This window comes from Mediterraneibacter sp. 210702-DFI.5.30, assembly GCF_020560115.1.
GTDB classification, from domain to species: Bacteria; Bacillota; Clostridia; order Lachnospirales; family Lachnospiraceae; genus Mediterraneibacter; species Mediterraneibacter faecis.
In genome coordinates, this window is record NZ_JAJCME010000006.1 from 65,863 (window position 1) to 83,946 (window position 18,084).

Here is an 18,084-nt window from a genome sequence, read left to right on the forward strand (position 1 = left end):
AAAAGGAGCTGTGAGTGTAATGCAGAACAGAATCGGAAGCTGCAAAAGAAAGACAAAAGAAACGGATATTGAACTGACAATCAATCTGGATGGACAGGGAAAGAATCAGATTGATACAGGAATTCCGTTTTTTGATCATATGCTGGATGGATTTGCAAGACATGGATTATTTGATTTAAATGTTAAGGTGCGTGGGGATCTTGAAGTGGATTCCCATCACACGATCGAAGATACAGGAATCGTACTGGGACAGGCAATCGCACAGGCACTTGGAGATAAGGCCGGAATTAAGCGATACGGATATTTTGTACTGCCAATGGATGAGGTTCTTGCTCTTGGAGCAGTTGACCTTTCCGGCAGACCGTATCTGAACTTTCAGGCAGATTTTACAGTACCGGTGCTTGGAACAATGGATACAGAGATGGTGCGTGAATTTTTCTATGCAGTTTCCTATAGTGCTGCAATGAACCTGCACCTTAAGATCCTTGATGCAGGGAATAATCATCATATGGCAGAGGCTTTATTTAAAGCATTCGGAAAGGCTCTGGATATGGCGGTATCAGAAGAGCCAAGAATAAAAGAAGTATGGTCTACAAAGGGAAGCCTTTAACGGCGTGACAGAAGGAGTAAGAAGGAATTATGTATAAAAGACTGACCCCTTGTATTTTTATAGAAAGAGGGAAAGCGGTGCAGTGGTTCGATGACAGAACTGTGATCGCAGATGATGTGATGGAACTTGCACGCCACTACAATGAAAGAGGAGCGGATGAACTGATCATTTTCGATCTGTCAGACTCAGATGAAGAACATGATGAGACGATCAACCTCCTCAAACAGATCAACCGTGCAATCAGTATTCCAATGGTTGTCGGAGGAAACATCAGACGTGCAGAAGATGTGAAGAAGATTCTTTATGCCGGAGCAAAACGTGCAATGCTGAATTTCTCCAAAGCACTTTCCATTGAATTAATCGAGGAAGTATCCAAGCGTTTTGGAAAAGAGAGAATCGCTGTATCATTAAATGATTTCGATGCATTGTTTAAACAGCAGCATCTGATCGAAGCATATAGTACAGAGATGATATTTATGCATCGCCTGGATCTGAATTCTGTTGTAAATGTTACAGAAACGCAGTGTGTTGTTGTCACGGATACGATGGATGAAAACGAGATCCTTAATATTTTAAAGAGTGATGGTGTAAAAGGTATATCAGGAAGATTCATCAGTCGCCTGGATATGGACTTTAACAAATTTAAAGAAGTTTGTGCAGAAAATGGAATTCAAATGACTTCTTTTGAAAGCCAGATGGATTTCGGTGAGTTTAAATTGAATTCAGACGGATTAATTCCAGTGATTGTTCAGGATTATAAGACAAATGAAGTCTTAATGATGGCATATATGAACGAGGAAGCATTTGAGCATACTGTGAAAACCGGGCGCATGACTTACTATAGCAGAAGCAGGAAATGCCAGTGGATCAAAGGTGAGACATCCGGGCATTTCCAGTATGTGAAATCTCTTGCAATCGACTGTGACAGAGATACGATGCTTGCGAAGGTAGAACAGATCGGAGCAGCATGCCATACAGGAAACCGCTCCTGTTTCTATACAACAATTGTTGGAAATGATTACGATGCCAAGAATCCGGTTCAGATTTTTGAATCCGTATATCAGACAATTGCGGATAGAAAAGAGAATCCAAAAGAAGGTTCCTATACGAACTATCTTTTTGAAAAAGGTCTGGATAAGATCCTGAAAAAGGTTGGAGAAGAGGCGACAGAAGTTGTGATCGCTGCAAAAAATCCAAATGTCGAGGAAGTGAAGTATGAATTATCTGATTTCCTTTATCATGCAATGGTTCTCATGGTAGAAAAAGGGATTACCTGGGAAGACATTACAGGAGAACTGGCTGACCGGTAGAAAACGCTGTATCAGATTTTCCTGGAAGAATAAAGCAGAAGAAACTTTCATAAACTAGAAAAAAGAAGATGGAGAGGATCTTTCGTGCAGGAAAAAGAATCAGAAGTCCGTAGGCGTAGATTGTGGGAAGAAAATCGCAGACGACAGCGGAATACCGGTATGATAACACCGGCAATTCATCCAAGATATGGTCGTTTATATCGGGAATTATATCCGGATGGTCTGGAGCAAAGTGCAGGAAATGGAGCAGAAGATCTGGATAAGAAAGAAAATAGCAGAGGAAGCTTTACTACCAGATTGATCCTGTCCACTTTTCTGTTTCTTGTGTTTCTTTATGTCAGTCAGAACAGTGTAGAACTTCAAGGGATAAGCAGCCATGAGATTATAGAGAAGATTCAGGAAAACCATGATATTTTTTTGATAGACTAAAAGTGTAATCTTGACACGGAAACAGTAGGTTGATAAAATATTATTGACGTTTATTTTATAGTATATGAGAGGCGTTGATTGGATTCAGCGCCTTTTTCATTGCATGAGAAGGAGGAAATGAGAGATGATTAAAGTATGGATAGCCGGCTCAAACGGCCAGATCGGCCGAGCGCTGAACGACATTCTGGATCCATTAGAGATCGAAGTGCTGAATACGGATCTGGATGATCTGGATATTACAAACACAGAGGAAGTTCTTAACTTCGGTATTGTGAACCGTCCGGATGTGATTATCAACTGCTGCGGTGTTACAGACACCGATCTGTGCGAAAAAGAACCGGAACATGCTTACCGGGTAAATGCACTTGGAGCAAGAAACTTAAGTATCGTCGCAAGAAAGAATGGCGCAAAGATCGTCCAGCTTTCAACAGATGATGTATTTGACGGACAGAGCAAGAAACCGTATACAGAATTTGATGATACGAATCCACTGACTGTTTATGGAGCATCCAAAAGAGCTGGTGAGAATTATGTGAAAGAATTCACACACAAGCATTTCATTATCCGCAGTAACTGGGTTTATGGAAAAGGCGGAAATAACTTTGTTAACCGTGTGCTCGAAGTGGCAGAACAGGGAAAAACACTTTCTGTAGCAGGAGATCAGTTTGGTTCCCCGACAAGTGCCAAAGATCTCGCAAGAATGATCCTGTATCTGATCAGTACGAATGAATATGGTACTTATCATGTAACTTGCAGTGGAGTCTGCAATCGTTACGAATTTGCTCAGGAGATCTTGAGATTGTCAGGGAAAAACGTTGAATTAAAGGCAGTTCCGACAGAACAGTCAGACCTTTCTTCTGTCAGACCACCGTATGCGGTATTGGACAACTTCATTCTCCGTATTATTGATATGTATGATATGCCGGATTGGAAAGAGTCATTAGAAGAGTATATGAAAGAAAGAACGGAGAATTAGAATGAAAAATAAGAATGTGAAAGATGAAAAGAAAGAGAAGAAAATTGGTCTGACGACCAAGATTTTCATTGCTCTGCTTTTAGGTGCTGTTTTTGGAATTGTACTTTGTTATCTGATTCCAGACAGCAAGGTAAAAAATGATATTATTGTAGAAGGAATCCTCTATGTGATCGGACAGGGATTCATCCGTCTGATGAAGATGCTTGTTGTACCGCTTGTATTTTGTTCCCTTGTGTGCGGAAGTATGGCAATCGGAGATACGAAGAAGCTCGGAACAGTAGGTGTCAGAACATTGGTATTCTACCTCGCAACAACAGCTCTTGCTGTAACAGTTGCTTTATCAGTTGGTAATCTGATCAATCCGGGTATCGGACTTGATATGAGTGCAATCAAGACAAGTGCGTCCACAGTTGAGACAATGGAAGCAACTTCCCTGACAGATACAATCCTAAATATCATTCCGGACAACCCGATCAATTCCCTGGCAAGTGGAACAATGCTTCAGGTTATCGTATTTGCGCTGATCATTGGTGTTATCCTTGCGAAGATGGGTGAACGTGCAGAGACAGTTGCGAACTTCTTCAGCCAGTTCAATGACATTATGATGGAAATGACAATGATGATCATGAGCCTTGCACCAATCGGTGTATTCTGCCTGATCAGCCGTACTTTTGCTACAATCGGATTCAGTGCATTTGTTCCGCTGGCAAAATACATGATCGCAGTACTTTTGGCACTTGCGATCCAGTGTCTGGGAGTATATCAGATTCTGTTAAAGATTTTCACAGGACTGAACCCGATCCGCTTCATCAAGAAATTCTTCCCGGTTATGGCATTTGCATTCTCTACAGCGACATCAAATGCGACAATCCCGCTTTCTATTGAAACACTTTCTAAGAAAGTCGGAGTTTCCAAGAAGATTTCTTCCTTTACGATTCCGCTTGGAGCAACAATCAACATGGATGGTACTTCCATCATGCAGGGTGTTGCAGTTGTGTTTGCAGCGCAGGCATTCGGAATCCATCTGAGTATGGCAGACTATATTACCGTTATCGGAACAGCAACACTGGCATCTGTCGGAACAGCCGGAGTACCAAGTGTTGGTCTGGTTACACTGACAATGGTATTTAACTCTGTCGGACTTCCGGTTGAAGCAATCGGTCTGATCATGGGTATTGACCGTATCCTTGATATGACAAGAACAGCTGTTAATATCACAGGTGATGCTGTATGTACAACAATCGTTGCACATCAGAATAAAGCTCTGGATAAGAAAGTCTTTTATGAGACAGAGTAAAAGTGAATAGATAGTATATGTACTGTCTATGGTATAGAATGATATAAGAGAAACCCCTGGTTTACGTCTGGAATGATGTGAAACAGGGGTTTTATGATATGGTTGTTTGGTTTGACCAATGGATGTATAATATTTCAAGCAGAAGACATTTCGTTAGGCATCCCGAAGGTATAATTACAGCGTGGAGGAGATAAAAGAATGTCGCCTGTTATGCGACTTCCAAGTGAGAAAAGTATGCTATTCTAAGATCAAACAAGAAAAAAGGCGGTATAGATATGGCAGATCAGAAGCTGATTGATGAGGTAGGAAAATACATAGATAAATATTACGAACCAGTGAAGGATGATATCAAAATGGATGAGGAAATGAAATCCATTTTTGATAAAATTACAAAATTCCGGAAGAAGAGAGCCGAAGAAAAGGCTTTGAAGAAAGAGCAGGTAAAAGAAAGCAGTTTGTCAGAAGAAGCATTACCGGAAGAATTTGATGTTTCAACGATGCAGAAGACAAAAATACAAAAAGGTATGTCTTCTACAATGTCAGTAAACAGAAACATTGATAATCTGATGAATCAGCTGGAGGAAACATTTTCACAGAGACTACTCCGTATGATTGATGAGCGTGGTATGACTGATTCAGAAGCATATACAAAGGCATATGTGGATCGTCGGCATTTTTCGAAAATTCGTAAAGATGTCAATTATGTTCCTAATAAGAAAACTGTATTGGCTTTTACGATTGCATTGGAATTATCTCTAGATGAAGCAAAGGATTTACTGGCAAGTGCCGGTTTCGCATTATCCAGAAGTTCAAAAACAGATATTATCGTGGCATATTTCTTGCAGAATAAGATTTATGATATGTTTGAAATCAATGATGTGCTGGATGCGTATGGACAACCAGTGTTTTAACAAAATATTTTGGTGCAATGTCACCTGACAGGCGACCAACCCAGTTGGTTCTGTAGATAAAATGTGATTAACGACAAATATCAGAGGAGGAAATCACATGAATACAGAATTAACTGAGTTGGTTTTTATTTTGGACAGAAGTGGATCAATGGGCGGCTTGGAAAGTGATACGATTGGTGGTTTTAATGGCATGATTGCAAAACAAAAGGCACAGGAAAAGAAAGTGAATGTGACTACGGTTCTATTTGATGATGAAGTAGATATCATTCATGATAGATTTCCGGTAGAAATCATTGAACCACTTACAGAAAAAGAATATTTTGTACGCGGTTGCACCGCTTTATTAGATGCAGTTGGAACAGCGATTGAAAAAATGGAAAATGTACAGAAACATCTTCCAGAGGATTACAGGGCAGGGAAGATTATATTTGTTATTACTACGGATGGCTTAGAAAATTCTAGTGAGCATTTCACACAGGAGCAGATCAAGAGAAAGATAGAAGCAAAGAAAGAGTGCGGATGGGAGTTTCTGTTTCTGGGTGCCAATATTGATGCAGGAAGAGAGGCTGAGAAGATAGGGATTGCCAGAAACAGATCTGTAACATATAAAAATGATTCCAAGGGTGTCGAATTAAACTTTAAAGCTGTAGGAAGGGCAATTTCAAAAGCTGTTGAAAGTGATGCAATGGTGGATTTTATGGATAACCATTGGGCAGATGAGATTCAGGCATATAAAGAAGGAAAAAATGGTGGAAGATGCTAAAAGAGAAAAAGGACCATTTGAATATCTGTTTCTAGATATCGAGTGGAATCAAGCACTAGGAACATCTGGTCTGAATGGACGGGAAGCAATTCAGATAGGTGTAGTGGCTGCTGATGCACAAATACAAAAAGTAAAAACATTTTCTAAAGCGATTAGATTAAGTGATCCAAAAGTATTCAATGAAGAAACAGAAATCATATCGCATTCAACTATAGCGCATGTTATGAGAGGCAACGAGGAAAAAGCAGTACTCGAAAAGTTTGCACAATCTTTTCCACAATATTGTCATTTAATAGTGTGGAGAAGAGATGCTTATGAGTTATTCCTGAGAGATATGAGAAAATATGGTATCACAATAAAAAGGCACAGAGTAGTGGTTCTACAAGACGTTTTGGGAGTAATTGCAGGAAGTGGTAATGATCAGATTGGGTTTGAAAATGCATTGTTATGTTTTGGTATTGAGTATGTTCCAAATTATCTTCATTATGCGAAACATGATGCTAATTATCTCTATCAGCTTTTTTATCAATGCTTTCAACAATATAGTGGCATGACAGCTACAGAGAATTGCCTTGCAAATGATGCTACGAGGATGTTACATACAGAAAGTTGTCGATATGTGCAAAGTATGTCGGCAGAAAGGAAAGTGGTAGTTCCTAAAAGTATGATTTTCAAAGGGTATACAGTGTGTAGATGCTGTGGTAAGAAGCAAAACTGGAAACGATTGGAGTGGGAATTTAATAGTATACAAAAAGCAAAGAACAAGAAAAATAGAGAAGATTTAAAACAACTTCCACCTACTGAAACTAATATAGAAAAAATCTGCAAATGGTTCAAGTTATCCTATAGTGTGAGTAGTAATGCTGTATTTGTACGGACAGCTTTTTCAAGATGGATTGTTTACCTGCGGGAAGATAAGGTGAAAGAGCTGTTTCATGAAAATTACAGAGCTAATAAATCTCAATACTTCAATAAGCAGAAAATGAAATGTACAGAAGGATATCATAAACAAAAGCTACCTTCAGAGAGTTTCTTTGAGGTGATCCAGTATATAAAATATCATGATGCAGGGACTGTGAAACGCATGGTGAAGAAAAGCAGACTGGAAAAACTACTGGAAATGGTAGAGATGGAATTGAAAATGAAAAACATGGAGGAAAAAGATTATGGCTATGACAACATGCCCGAATTGCGGCGAACAAATATCGGATAAGGCAAAGAAGTGTGTGCATTGTGGAACAGTGTTGGTTCAAGAAGAGAAGAAATACTGTCCGGACTGTGGAGCAGAATTGGAAGAAGGAATGGATACATGTCCGAAATGTGGTTGCCCGATAGAAAATATTATTGAAACAGAAAAAACGCCACAGCAGGTAGAAGTAGCCGGAGTGAAGATAACAAAAAAATCAAAGAAAATAATTATGATAGCAATAATAGCAGTTATAGGTGCAGTAATGATAGCAGCTATTGGAGTACAGACACATAAGAAGAATGTGGCAGCAAAGGCAGCAGCAGAGGCTCAGAAACAGAGTGAGGAATATGGTACCAACCTGAATTTGGCTGCATATACCATGCTTTCTGGTGCAAGTGATGCAGAAACCTGTGGCAATCTGATCAAGAACGTATGGTACAACGCTATTTATAAAGAAAGTGATAGTAAGACAGATAAATATACAAAACCGAATGGATATTTTGTATCTGACTTTAATGATGCTCTGAAAAATCTCTTTTCAGATAGCAGTTTCAGTGGTCGGATAGCGGATATTAATAGCAATAAAGACACCGTAAACTCACTGATGAAGAAATTAAAAAATCCACCAGAAGAGTATAAAGATGCTTATGAAGCACTTTCAAAACTGTATGATGCGTATATATCACTGACCAATTTGGCGACAGACCCAACAGGAAGTCTGCAGACCTTTTCCAAGAATTTCAATGATGCGGATAACGAGACATTGAACTGCTATAATGCACTGAAAATGTATTTGGAAGAATAAGAGCGGATTTTATGTATTGCCATCAGAAAATTCAAATAAAGCATTCGTAAAGTCGAAGTTCTGATTTGCACTTATCGTTGAAGAAAAACATACAGTATGATACAATATTATAGATTGGAAGTATTAGAACGAAAACAAACAAGATACTTTCAAAATACAAGAAAACCATAAGTTTTGTATCACAAAGAGGGAATACATATGGCAGTATCATACAATGGATTATGGAAGCTATTAATTGATAAAAATATGAAGAAAGTGGATATGATGAACCAGGTGGGAATCAGCAGCAGTACCGTGGCAAAAATGACCAATGGAGAGTTGGTTTCCATGAAGGTTTTGGAAAAGATCTGCGAGAAGTTAGATTGTGATTTCGGAGATATTGTCCATTATGAAAAAGAAACAAAGGATGGTGGACAGTAATGGAGTACAGTGCAGGGCTTACATCAAAACTATTCTGGTTGCAAGAGTCCAGAAAAACAGCAGCTTATATTCTAGAAGGACTTAGCAAGTCAGACATCCGTAAGATTGCCTGGGAGGAAAATATCTATCAGGTGAAGGCGGAATATCGCGCCTATGAAGTGTTAAATGGAACATACCGAAGGGTATCAGCCTTACCAGAAGCAGTATTACAGACATTTATCACTTGTGATGTAGAAACCGCAAAGATTCTGAATCTGATTGCAATTCTGATGGATAGTAGATTATTTTTTGAGTTTTTACATGAAATATACGACGAGAAGATTCGATTAGGTGAAAAAGAGATCACAGACCGGGATCTGAATGTCTTTTTTGCAGATAAGGCAATGCAGAGTGATGTGGTTGCCGGCTGGACAGATACCGCAGTACGGAAGCTAAAACAGTGCTTTACCAGAATGATGTTTGAGGCAGGATTATTGGAAAGCAGTGCAAAACCAAGAACAATCAAGCCAATTCATATTGATTACCGGACAGAAGAATTACTGACTGCAAGTGGGCTTGGTGAATACTTGAAGGCAGTGAAGGGAGTCTAAGGATGGCAAGATTAAGTTTGGAAGAACGACTAAACCGGATTGAGGATAAGATCTCTGAAAAGTCTTTCCGTGAAAATAAAGGACTTGGAAATGAAGTCGGATATTATGTGTTTGATTACGATCCGAGAGCTGAACTGGAAGTGCGCAATCATATCGCATACTTAAAAGACAGAATCAATAATGGCAATAAAGACTTTAAAATTATAGAATTTGACCTGTTTCATACGATGATTCAGGTATTGGAGGAAGAAGGGTATCTAGAAGCCTTCTTTGATCTGGAAAAAGACAATGGCTTTTTTGATATGGCAGACAGTCTGGTAGAGACCTTGGGACTGGATGAAACGAATGAGCTGAACCTGATTATCTCAAAGATTTTACAGGAAGATCTGACAGACAGCGTGATTTTTCTGACAGGAGTTGGAAAATGCCATCCGATCATTGCAAGCCATAATATTTTGAACAATTTACATCAGGTACTGGACAGTGTGCCGGTTGTGATGTTTTATCCTGGAGAATACAGCGGACAGGATCTGAAATTATTTGGAACGATGGATTCCAGAAACTATTACCGGGCTTTCAGGCTTGTGTAGACACGGAGGAAGAAAAATGCAGATTAAAGACATGTTTGAGAAACAGATTGATCGTGATATTAAGGGCGTAATCAAAGTTGGTCAGTCTGATGAGGAAAACGTATATCAGGAATTGGACGAATATGTAGTAACAAAAGAACTGTTAAAACATTTCCGTGATTTTTTCGATAACTATGAAAAGGGGATCAATAACAATACAGATAAGATGGGTGTGTGGATTTCCGGTTTCTTTGGCAGTGGTAAATCTCACTTCTTAAAAATTCTTTCTTATCTGTTAAAAAACAGTGTGGTAGAAGGAAAGAGAGCCATCGAATACTTTACAGACGGAAAGAAAATCGATGATCCGATGCTGATTGCCAAGATGACCAATTCCGGAACCATTTCTTCTGATGTCATGCTCTTTAATATTGATTCCAAAGGATCTGCAAAGGTTGGCTCAGGGAAAGAAGCTATCGTGGAAGTTTTCATGAAGGTATTTAATGAAATGCAGGGATACTGCGGATCTATTCCATATCTTGCAGAATTTGAACGCCAGCTGGATAACGAAGGCAGATTTGAAGAGTTTAAAGAGAAATTTGAAGAGATTGCAGGTGCACCTTGGAAGAGAAAGAGACAGGCATTTGCAGTAGTTCAGGATAAAGTTGTAAAAACTCTTGTTGCCATGGACTTTATGAGTGAGGAGGCTGCCCGCAACTGGTGCAAAAATGCTAAAAGTGGATATGATCTCAGCATTGAAAAATTTGTATCTTTAGTCAAAGAATACTGTGAGAAAAAAGGACCGAACCATCATGTTATTTTCCTTGTGGATGAGATCGGACAGTATATTGCAGATGATACTCAGTTAATGTTGAACTTACAGACTATCGTGGAAGATCTGGGAACTGCCTGCAGAGGAAAAGCATGGGTGATCGTTACCAGCCAGGAAGATATTGATTCTATCACAAAGACAAAAGGAAATGACTTCTCCAAGATTCAGGGACGTTTCGATACCAGATTATCCCTGTCTGCATCCAATGTAGATGAGGTTATCCGGAAACGTATCCTGGAGAAAAATGAGATTGCAGAGGCTGCATTGAAGCTGTTATACGAACAGAAAGAATCCATTATCAAGAATCTGATCACATTTACGGCAGATACAGCAGATAAAAAATTATATACAGATAAAACAGATTTTGCAGACTGTTATCCGTTTATTCCATACCAGTTCAACTTGCTTGGACAGGTACTGACAGCGGTGCGTACTCATGGAGCCAGCGGAAAGCACTTATCCGATCAGTCCCGTTCCATGCTGGCATTGTTCCAGGAGTCTGCAATCCGGTTAAAAGACAGCCAGGAAGGTGTACTGGTACCATTTAGCTATTTTTATGATCCGCTGCATAAATTCATTGACCATCAGCACAGCCAGGTCATTACCGATGCAGAAGACAACAGCAGACTGGACGAGTTTGATGTAGAGCTGTTGAAAGTGCTGTTTATGATTAAATACGTCAAAGAGATCAAAGCAAATGTAGATAATCTTACTACGCTGATGATTTCCAATATTGACGATGATCGTATTGAAATCCGTGGAAAGATTGAAGAATCTTTAAAGAAATTGATTCGAGAGACATTGGTACAGAAAAATGGAGAAATCTATATCTTCCTGACCAATGAAGAACAGGAAATCAATAATGCAATCAATAATGAATCCGTAGAAATGGGTGAGATTATCGGAGAAGCATCTACCGTAATCTTCGAGGAAATCTTTACAGATAAGAAATATCGTTACAGTAGCCGTTATTTGTTCCCATTCAATCAGAAAGTAGATGACCGATACTTCAAGGGAAATCAGTCTAATGATATCGGAGTATCCATCATCACACCATATGGGGACGATTATCCGGATTCTGCTCTGCGTATGCTTTCCGCACAGGAACATAGTGTGATTGTAAAATTACCGAACGATAGTACCTTCCTGGATGAGATTACCGACTCCATTAAAATTTATAAGTTTTTGAATAAAAATGCTTCTGGTGCAAGAGGAAGTTTTGACAGTATCCGTCGTGCAAAAGAAGATGAACGTATTGAAAAGAAAGACCGTATCCGCATCTTTATTGAGGATGCCCTGAAACATGCAGATATCTATGTGAATGGAGATAAAGCAAATATCTCAGCCAAAGAACCGACAAGTCGCATCAATGAAGCACTTGGCAAGTTAGTAGCCATGCAGTATAACAAGCTGACCTACATGGAAACAGCTCCGGAGCTTTCTGATATCGCTGCAGTATTCAATGGCAACGATGGACAGCTTTCTTTCCTTGGAACAAGTGATACAACACCAAATAAATTAGCGCTGGAAGAAGTAATTCAGGTCATCGGTCTTAACAACGCAAGACATATGAAAACATCCCTGAAATCTCTGCAGGATAAATTCGGGGCTGCTCCTTATGGCTTTGATCCGAAAGATGTGCAGTGGTTGGTTGCTATGCTCTTTAAGATGGGAAGAGTATCTCTGATTTACAACAGCCAGAGTTTATCCATGCTTTCTAACACAAAGGATGAGCTGGTGCGTTACCTGACCAAACGTGAATTTGTAGAAAAACTGCTCATTGATATTCGTGAGAGAGCAACAGACGGACAGATCCGTTCCGTGAAAGAAGTATTAAAAGACTACTTTGGATTCTCCCTGTCCAGTGATGATGACGATACTATCATGAGAAGTTTCAAGAATAAGGCACAGGATAAACTGGAAACATTTGGTGAAATCATGATTGAATATCGCGTAAATCCGAAGATGCCATGTAAATCTCTGATGGAACAGGCGAAGAAGAATCTGGAAGAACTTCTGGCAATCAAAGAGCCGGTAGAGTTCTTTAAAACAGTAGATAAAAAGCGAGATGATCTGTTAGACGATGCGGATGATACTGCACCGGTATTTGATTTCTTTAAAGGTGGTCAGAAAAAGATCTTTGAAAAAGCACTGAAGCAGATCCAAATGTTTGAAAACAGTAAAATCTATGTCCGAGATCAGGAAGTGATTGATAATGTTGCCCAGATGGAAGCTATTATGACAGCGAAAAATCCATTTAGTCAGATTCAGAAACTGCCGGATATGTCTGTGAAGTTCGTACAGCAGTATGGAGCCTTACTGGAAAAAGAAGCAGAAGAGATGCGTCCGGTTGTGGGTGATGATCTGGAAAAAGTATTACATACACTGGATGAGAAAGAATTTGCACCTGTATTTAGGGATAAGTTCGTAAATGCCTTTGCAGAATTAAAACAGAAACTGGATACATCTCATGAGATTGCGGCAGTAAAGAATATTAGACTAGAAAGTGATACATTGAAGCTTCGCTGCATGGATGAGATCACAGAGTATGAAGAAGCACATCGTCCAAAACCGGTACATCCTGTACCTCCTGTAACACCACATACAGGTGGCGGTCATACAGAACCACCGAAGCCAGTAACACCGCCAGTGCAGCCAAAGCCAAAGAAACGTAAGAATGTATCTATCAGTAACGTGGCAGGTGCGAGAACCTATTCGATTGAAAATGAACAGGATATTGATAAGTTCTTGGCAGAGATGAAGAAAAAATTATTAAACGAGTTGGATGAAAATACGATTATTACATTAAGCTAATCATTCCAGTGGGAGGAAACAGTACATGAACAAGAATGCGATAAAGAAATTTGCCATAGAAGCAAGAAAAAAACTGATTGATTCTGTTACAGATAAAGCCGGTATGCTTGGTATTACAGAAAAATCATGTAGTGAACCAATTACTAAGGGAGCAGACTTTGAAGTATACCAGACGGTTGCGGGAACAGAAGTAACGTTGAATAAAAGACAGTGTGAGCAGAGAAGAAGACTGGTATCTCAGATTGAATTCCGTGGTTTTGGAGCAGTTGTAGAAGAAGTAGCCTATACCTGGTTCAACAGGATCTGTGCGATCCGTTTTATGGAAGTGAATGACTATCTTCCAAACAGAGTTCGTGTACTTTCTTCCGAAAAAGAAGGAAAGATGGAGCCGGATCTTGTGACACAGGCACCAGATGTGGACTTAGATCTGACAGCACAGGAAAAAGAAGAGATTATCAACTGGAAAATGAGTGGTACGTCAGAAAATACGGATAAAATGTTCGGTAAATTATTCTTGAAGCAGTGTCATCAGTTGCATGACATCTTGCCGGGACTTTTTGAGGCAGACTCTGACTATATGGAATTGTTGTTTGGTATTTCCTATACCAATAAAGATGATGTCATCTATATGCTGGTAAATCCGGAAACAGGTATTCCGGAAGCAGATTTTAATGTATCTACACTGGATGAAGAAGGCAACCCAACCGGACAGGTGGAGATTATCGGATGGCTGTATCAGTATTACAATACAGAATTGAAAGATGATACCTTCGCAAAACTGAAAAAGAATGTAAAGATCACGAAAGAAAGAATTCCAGCAGCCACTCAGCTCTTTACACCGGATTGGATTGTTCGTTATATGGTTGAAAACTCTGTAGGAAGAATCTGGATTGAACATTTACGAGCAGTAGATCCAAGCACAGACGAAAAAGCAACTGTAGAAAGATTTGGATGGAAATATTATCTTCCGGAAGCAGAACAGGAAGAGTCTGTTGATGTAAAACTGGCAGAAATCCGTACCACATACAAAAATCTGAAACCAACAGATATTACCTGCATTGATCCATGTATGGGAAGTGGACATATCCTGATTGCAATGTTTGATGTACTGATGGATATCTATGAAAGTGCCGGATATGATAAGAGAGAAGCAGCATTTGAAATTGTAGAACATAATATTCATGGTTTGGATATCGACCAGAGAGCATATCAGCTGGCATACTTTGCAGTTATGATGAAGGGACGTGGATATAACAGACGATTCCTGCGTGGAAGAGATGGAAAGCCAGAACCAAAGGTGTATGCGATTGCGGAAAGTAATGAGATTAACCGAAATCATCTGAAATTCTTCGGGACACATTTAAGTAACATTGAACGAAATCTGGCAGTGATGCAGATAAAGGGATTACTGGATACTTTCGTGGATGCCAGAGAATATGGTTCTATTTTGAATGTGGATACGTGTGATTGGGATGTACTGGAAAGATTCGTGGAGGATCTGGGAACAGCAGGACAGATTTCATTCGAGAGCGTGGGAAGTGAAGAAACACAGGAAAGCTTACAGAAACTGGTAAGAGTGGCACGAAATCTAGGACAGAAATATGATGCGGTGGTAACGAATCCGCCATATATGGGAACAAGCAATATGGACAACAAATTGAGGGGGTATGTTAAAAAACATTATGCAACAGGCCGATATGATTTATTCGCTGTTTTTATTGAAATAAATTTGAAATATATTTCAAAGAATGGTTATTGTGCGATGATAACGCAACAAACATGGATGTTTCAATCAGGATACGAAAGCCTAAGAAATAAGTTAAGTAGCATGCAATTCTCTAGCTTATTACATCTGGGAACAGGAACATTTAGTGAAATAAGTGGAGAAGTTGTTCAGACTGTAGCTTTTGTTGGCAACAATGCATTGCCGAATAATTATAAAGGAGTATATTGTAATTTATTAGAGGCAAATTCAGAACAGAAAAAGAAAAAAGTATTTTTACAGAGAACAAATGAGTATTATTCGCAAAAATCTATTTTTGAAGAACTTCCTGGAAATGTAATTGCGTATTGGGTCAAGAAAAATGTGGCTGACTTGTTTGTTGTTTATAAACCGATGTCTGACTATTTACGGTCATCATATGGACTATTGACAGGTGATAATGAAAAGTACCTTCGTAATTGGTATGAATTGCAAATAGATGACATTAGCATTGAAAGAAAAATTGATAAAAAAGGTAAGTGGGTTCCTTGTAATATGGGAGGATCATATAGAAAATGGTATTCATTGCCAGATAATGTTGTACTTTGGGGAGAAAATGGAGAACTTATAAAAAAATCAAAAAAATCAACAGTACCTGATAGTTCGTTTCTTTTTAGAGAAAGTGTTGCGTGGAATGATATTAGCACATCAACCTTTTCAGCTAGATATATTCCAGAGGGAATTGTTGGTGGGCATACATGCCCTGCAATTTTTGCAAGTTGTGAGGAATTGAAATATAGTATGGCACTTTTGTGTTCTAAGGTGTGCATGTTCTTTTTGAAGTTTTTAAGTCCTACATTACATAATAATACAGGCGATGTTCTAAAAATACCGTATATTGTATGTAAAGATGAAAAAACTATTTTGAAAAAAGTAGATAGCAATATTAATTTATCAAAATATGACTGGGATTCATTTGAAAATTCATGGGAATTTCAAAAACACCCTTTAATTGGTAAATTTGATTCTGTTTTTGTTGCATTTGACCAGTGGCAAAAAGAATGCAAAAATCGTTTTAATCAGCTAAAAGTAAATGAAGAAGAAATTAATCAAATTTTTATTGATATTTATGGTTTACAGGATGAATTGACACCAGAAGTTGAAGATAAAGATATTACAGTACGTAACGCAGATTTAGGACGCGAAATCAGAAGTTTTATTTCATATGCTGTGGGTTGCATGTTTGGCCGTTATTCTTTAGATAAAGAAGGTCTAATTTATGCTGGTGGTAATTTTGATGAGTTTTATAAAAGGGTAGAAGAACCATTAGTGGATACAGTGGGTGTACCAATATTAGATTCTAATGGTGAAGCAATTGTAACTGGAGAAGCATATGGAAAGATAAAAATAAATGGTAAATGGCTGGACGTTTCATTTACTCCAGATTTGGATAACTGTATTCCGATTACTGATGAAGAATATTTTTCAGATGATATTGTAGGTCGTTTTGTAGAATTTGTAAAAACGGTTTACAGTGCAGATACATTGGAAGAAAACCTTAATTATATTGCAAATGCATTAGGTAACAAGGGTGATACTTCCAGAGAAGTCATCCGTAATTATTTTCTGAAAGATTTCTATGCAGATCATTTGAGAGTATATCAGAAGAGACCGATTTATTGGTTGTTTGATAGTGGAAAGCAAAATGGATTTAAAGCACTGATTTACATGCACCGCTATGATGCAGACGCTGTTGGCAGAGTAAGAACAGATTATTTACACCGGGCACAGAAATATGTAGAGACGGCTATGCAAAGTGCTCAGTATACCATTGACAATGCAACATCAGCCTCAGAAAAATCTAAGGCAACTAAAGCAGTGACCAAATATACAAAACAGCTTGCAGAAATGAGAATTTACGATGAAGCGATTGCTCATATTGCAAATAAGAGAATTGAGATTGATCTGGATGATGGTGTGAAAGTAAATTATGAGAAATTCCAGGGAGTGGAAGTTGCCCAGGAAGGAAAGAAAACTATAAAGGTAGATCTTCTGGCAAAAATCAAGTGATAATAAGGAGCATATATGGTATCAAAGAAAATATTTTTAAATCCGAATAATACTTTTACAGAAAGTGTTTCAAAATTTTGGTTGGCATTTACTAATTGCATGATAAATGATGAATTTTTCGATTATGTACCAGAAGAATATAAAACGATAACGGGCACGGGGTTAAATGAAAAATGGGGAAGTATATATAGAGAATACCTTGGAAAAGCTATACCATTTAATATTGCTATCTTAGGTGATGCAAAATGGGATGAAATTGAAGAATTTATCTGTTTAGTATATGATTATGTGGTTTTTGAAGATAAAAGATCATTATTTGAGAAAAAAATCAATGAATATTTAGACAGATTTGATATTAAATTTTTATTTCTCAAAGGTCAATTTATTACAGCTGATTTTGTGGCAAATCAGCCAACTGTAACGGAAGTACTGGAATGGATTGATTTATACCCAGATGCAGCCAAGGCTTATCGAGCGGCGTTAAAAAAATTATCTAATAAAGAGGATACACGCAATGCGATTGATGATATGCGTCTTGCTCTGGAATCTTTAATTCGAGACATTATGGGAACAACAAAAACATTAGAGAACCAGATACAGCCTATTGGATCGGCTTTAAAAAATAAGGGCGTTTTGCCTCAAGCTGTTACCTTGATTACTACTATGCTTAATCATTATGCAAAATATCAAAATGACAATGTAAAACATCATGATAAAGTGGATGTAAATGATAGCGAATTGATAGTTAATATGACAGCAATTATAATGAAATATATCAGAGATAGACTGGGGTAGGAAGA

15 protein-coding genes are annotated in these 18,084 nt (G+C 38.4%); all 15 read left to right on the top strand.

Features of this window, described 5'->3' with window-relative positions:
• Nucleotides 1–19 precede the first annotated feature (19 nt).
• Nucleotides 20–610 carry an imidazoleglycerol-phosphate dehydratase HisB gene (gene hisB, locus LI126_RS08040; protein ID WP_015529176.1) on the top strand — a complete coding sequence of 197 codons (591 nt, stop codon included), beginning with the start codon at nt 20–22 and terminating at the stop codon, nt 608–610.
• Between the two features lie 26 nt (nt 611–636).
• Nucleotides 637–1,920: a bifunctional phosphoribosyl-AMP cyclohydrolase/phosphoribosyl-ATP diphosphatase HisIE gene (gene hisIE / locus LI126_RS08045; RefSeq protein WP_081016830.1), complete on the top strand. Its 1,284-nt coding sequence runs from the start codon at nt 637–639 to the stop codon at nt 1,918–1,920.
• Between the two features lie 84 nt (nt 1,921–2,004).
• Complete coding sequence (locus LI126_RS08050) at nt 2,005–2,349, top strand: hypothetical protein (RefSeq protein ID WP_020436645.1); 345 nt, start codon at nt 2,005–2,007, stop codon at nt 2,347–2,349.
• A 124-nt stretch (nt 2,350–2,473) separates the two neighbouring features.
• Entirely contained in the window at nt 2,474–3,325 is an 852-nt protein-coding gene (gene rfbD / locus LI126_RS08055; protein WP_015529178.1) for a dTDP-4-dehydrorhamnose reductase, read from the top strand.
• A 1-nt stretch (nt 3,326) separates the two neighbouring features.
• Entirely contained in the window at nt 3,327–4,622 is a 1,296-nt protein-coding gene (locus tag LI126_RS08060; RefSeq protein ID WP_015529179.1) for a dicarboxylate/amino acid:cation symporter, read from the top strand.
• Nucleotides 4,623–4,897: 275 nt separating this feature from the next.
• Entirely contained in the window at nt 4,898–5,533 is a 636-nt protein-coding gene (locus LI126_RS08065; RefSeq protein ID WP_227165156.1) for a hypothetical protein, read from the top strand.
• Nucleotides 5,534–5,630: 97 nt separating this feature from the next.
• Complete coding sequence (locus LI126_RS08070; RefSeq protein ID WP_227165157.1) at nt 5,631–6,296, top strand: vWA domain-containing protein; 666 nt, start codon at nt 5,631–5,633, stop codon at nt 6,294–6,296.
• On the top strand, nt 6,280–7,509 hold the full coding sequence (locus LI126_RS08075) for a hypothetical protein (RefSeq protein WP_227165158.1): 1,230 nt from the start codon (nt 6,280–6,282) through the stop codon (nt 7,507–7,509). The genes LI126_RS08070 and LI126_RS08075 overlap by 17 nt, the downstream gene beginning before the upstream one ends.
• Nucleotides 7,463–8,290 (top strand): zinc ribbon domain-containing protein, encoded by an 828-nt coding sequence (locus tag LI126_RS08080; protein WP_227165159.1) that lies wholly within the window; start codon nt 7,463–7,465, stop codon nt 8,288–8,290. The genes LI126_RS08075 and LI126_RS08080 overlap by 47 nt, the downstream gene beginning before the upstream one ends.
• A gap of 198 nt (nt 8,291–8,488) precedes the next feature.
• Nucleotides 8,489–8,710 (top strand): helix-turn-helix domain-containing protein, encoded by a 222-nt coding sequence (locus LI126_RS08085; protein ID WP_227165160.1) that lies wholly within the window; start codon nt 8,489–8,491, stop codon nt 8,708–8,710.
• Nucleotides 8,710–9,300, top strand: coding sequence for a DUF1819 family protein (locus tag LI126_RS08090; protein ID WP_227165161.1), 591 nt, complete (start codon nt 8,710–8,712; stop codon nt 9,298–9,300). The genes LI126_RS08085 and LI126_RS08090 overlap by 1 nt, the downstream gene beginning before the upstream one ends.
• A 2-nt stretch (nt 9,301–9,302) precedes the next feature.
• Nucleotides 9,303–9,890, top strand: coding sequence for a DUF1788 domain-containing protein (locus LI126_RS08095; RefSeq protein ID WP_022427246.1), 588 nt, complete (start codon nt 9,303–9,305; stop codon nt 9,888–9,890).
• A gap of 16 nt (nt 9,891–9,906) precedes the next feature.
• Nucleotides 9,907–13,512 carry a BREX system P-loop protein BrxC gene (gene brxC / locus LI126_RS08100; protein WP_227165162.1) on the top strand — a complete coding sequence of 1,202 codons (3,606 nt, stop codon included), beginning with the start codon at nt 9,907–9,909 and terminating at the stop codon, nt 13,510–13,512.
• A 25-nt stretch (nt 13,513–13,537) separates the two neighbouring features.
• Nucleotides 13,538–17,284, top strand: coding sequence for a BREX-1 system adenine-specific DNA-methyltransferase PglX (pglX, locus tag LI126_RS08105; protein ID WP_227165163.1), 3,747 nt, complete (start codon nt 13,538–13,540; stop codon nt 17,282–17,284).
• A 15-nt stretch (nt 17,285–17,299) separates the two neighbouring features.
• The gene (locus LI126_RS08110; RefSeq protein ID WP_227165164.1) at nt 17,300–18,079 is read left to right on the top strand and encodes a hypothetical protein; all 780 of its coding nucleotides are present in this window, start codon (nt 17,300–17,302) and stop codon (nt 18,077–18,079) included.
• Nucleotides 18,080–18,084: the final 5 nt, after the last annotated feature.

Coding starts and splice junctions, on each gene's coding strand:
- pglX (WP_227165163.1), top strand. CDS start 13,538: ATGAACAAGAATGCGATAAAGAAATTTGCCATAGAAGCAAGAAAAAAA.
- brxC (WP_227165162.1), top strand. CDS start 9,907: ATGCAGATTAAAGACATGTTTGAGAAACAGATTGATCGTGATATTAAG.
- LI126_RS08080 (WP_227165159.1), top strand. CDS start 7,463: ATGGCTATGACAACATGCCCGAATTGCGGCGAACAAATATCGGATAAG.
- LI126_RS08090 (WP_227165161.1), top strand. CDS start 8,710: ATGGAGTACAGTGCAGGGCTTACATCAAAACTATTCTGGTTGCAAGAG.
- LI126_RS08095 (WP_022427246.1), top strand. CDS start 9,303: ATGGCAAGATTAAGTTTGGAAGAACGACTAAACCGGATTGAGGATAAG.
- LI126_RS08060 (WP_015529179.1), top strand. CDS start 3,327: ATGAAAAATAAGAATGTGAAAGATGAAAAGAAAGAGAAGAAAATTGGT.
- LI126_RS08070 (WP_227165157.1), top strand. CDS start 5,631: ATGAATACAGAATTAACTGAGTTGGTTTTTATTTTGGACAGAAGTGGA.
- LI126_RS08075 (WP_227165158.1), top strand. CDS start 6,280: ATGGTGGAAGATGCTAAAAGAGAAAAAGGACCATTTGAATATCTGTTT.
- LI126_RS08085 (WP_227165160.1), top strand. CDS start 8,489: ATGGCAGTATCATACAATGGATTATGGAAGCTATTAATTGATAAAAAT.
- LI126_RS08110 (WP_227165164.1), top strand. CDS start 17,300: ATGGTATCAAAGAAAATATTTTTAAATCCGAATAATACTTTTACAGAA.
- rfbD (WP_015529178.1), top strand. CDS start 2,474: ATGATTAAAGTATGGATAGCCGGCTCAAACGGCCAGATCGGCCGAGCG.
- hisB (WP_015529176.1), top strand. CDS start 20: ATGCAGAACAGAATCGGAAGCTGCAAAAGAAAGACAAAAGAAACGGAT.
- LI126_RS08065 (WP_227165156.1), top strand. CDS start 4,898: ATGGCAGATCAGAAGCTGATTGATGAGGTAGGAAAATACATAGATAAA.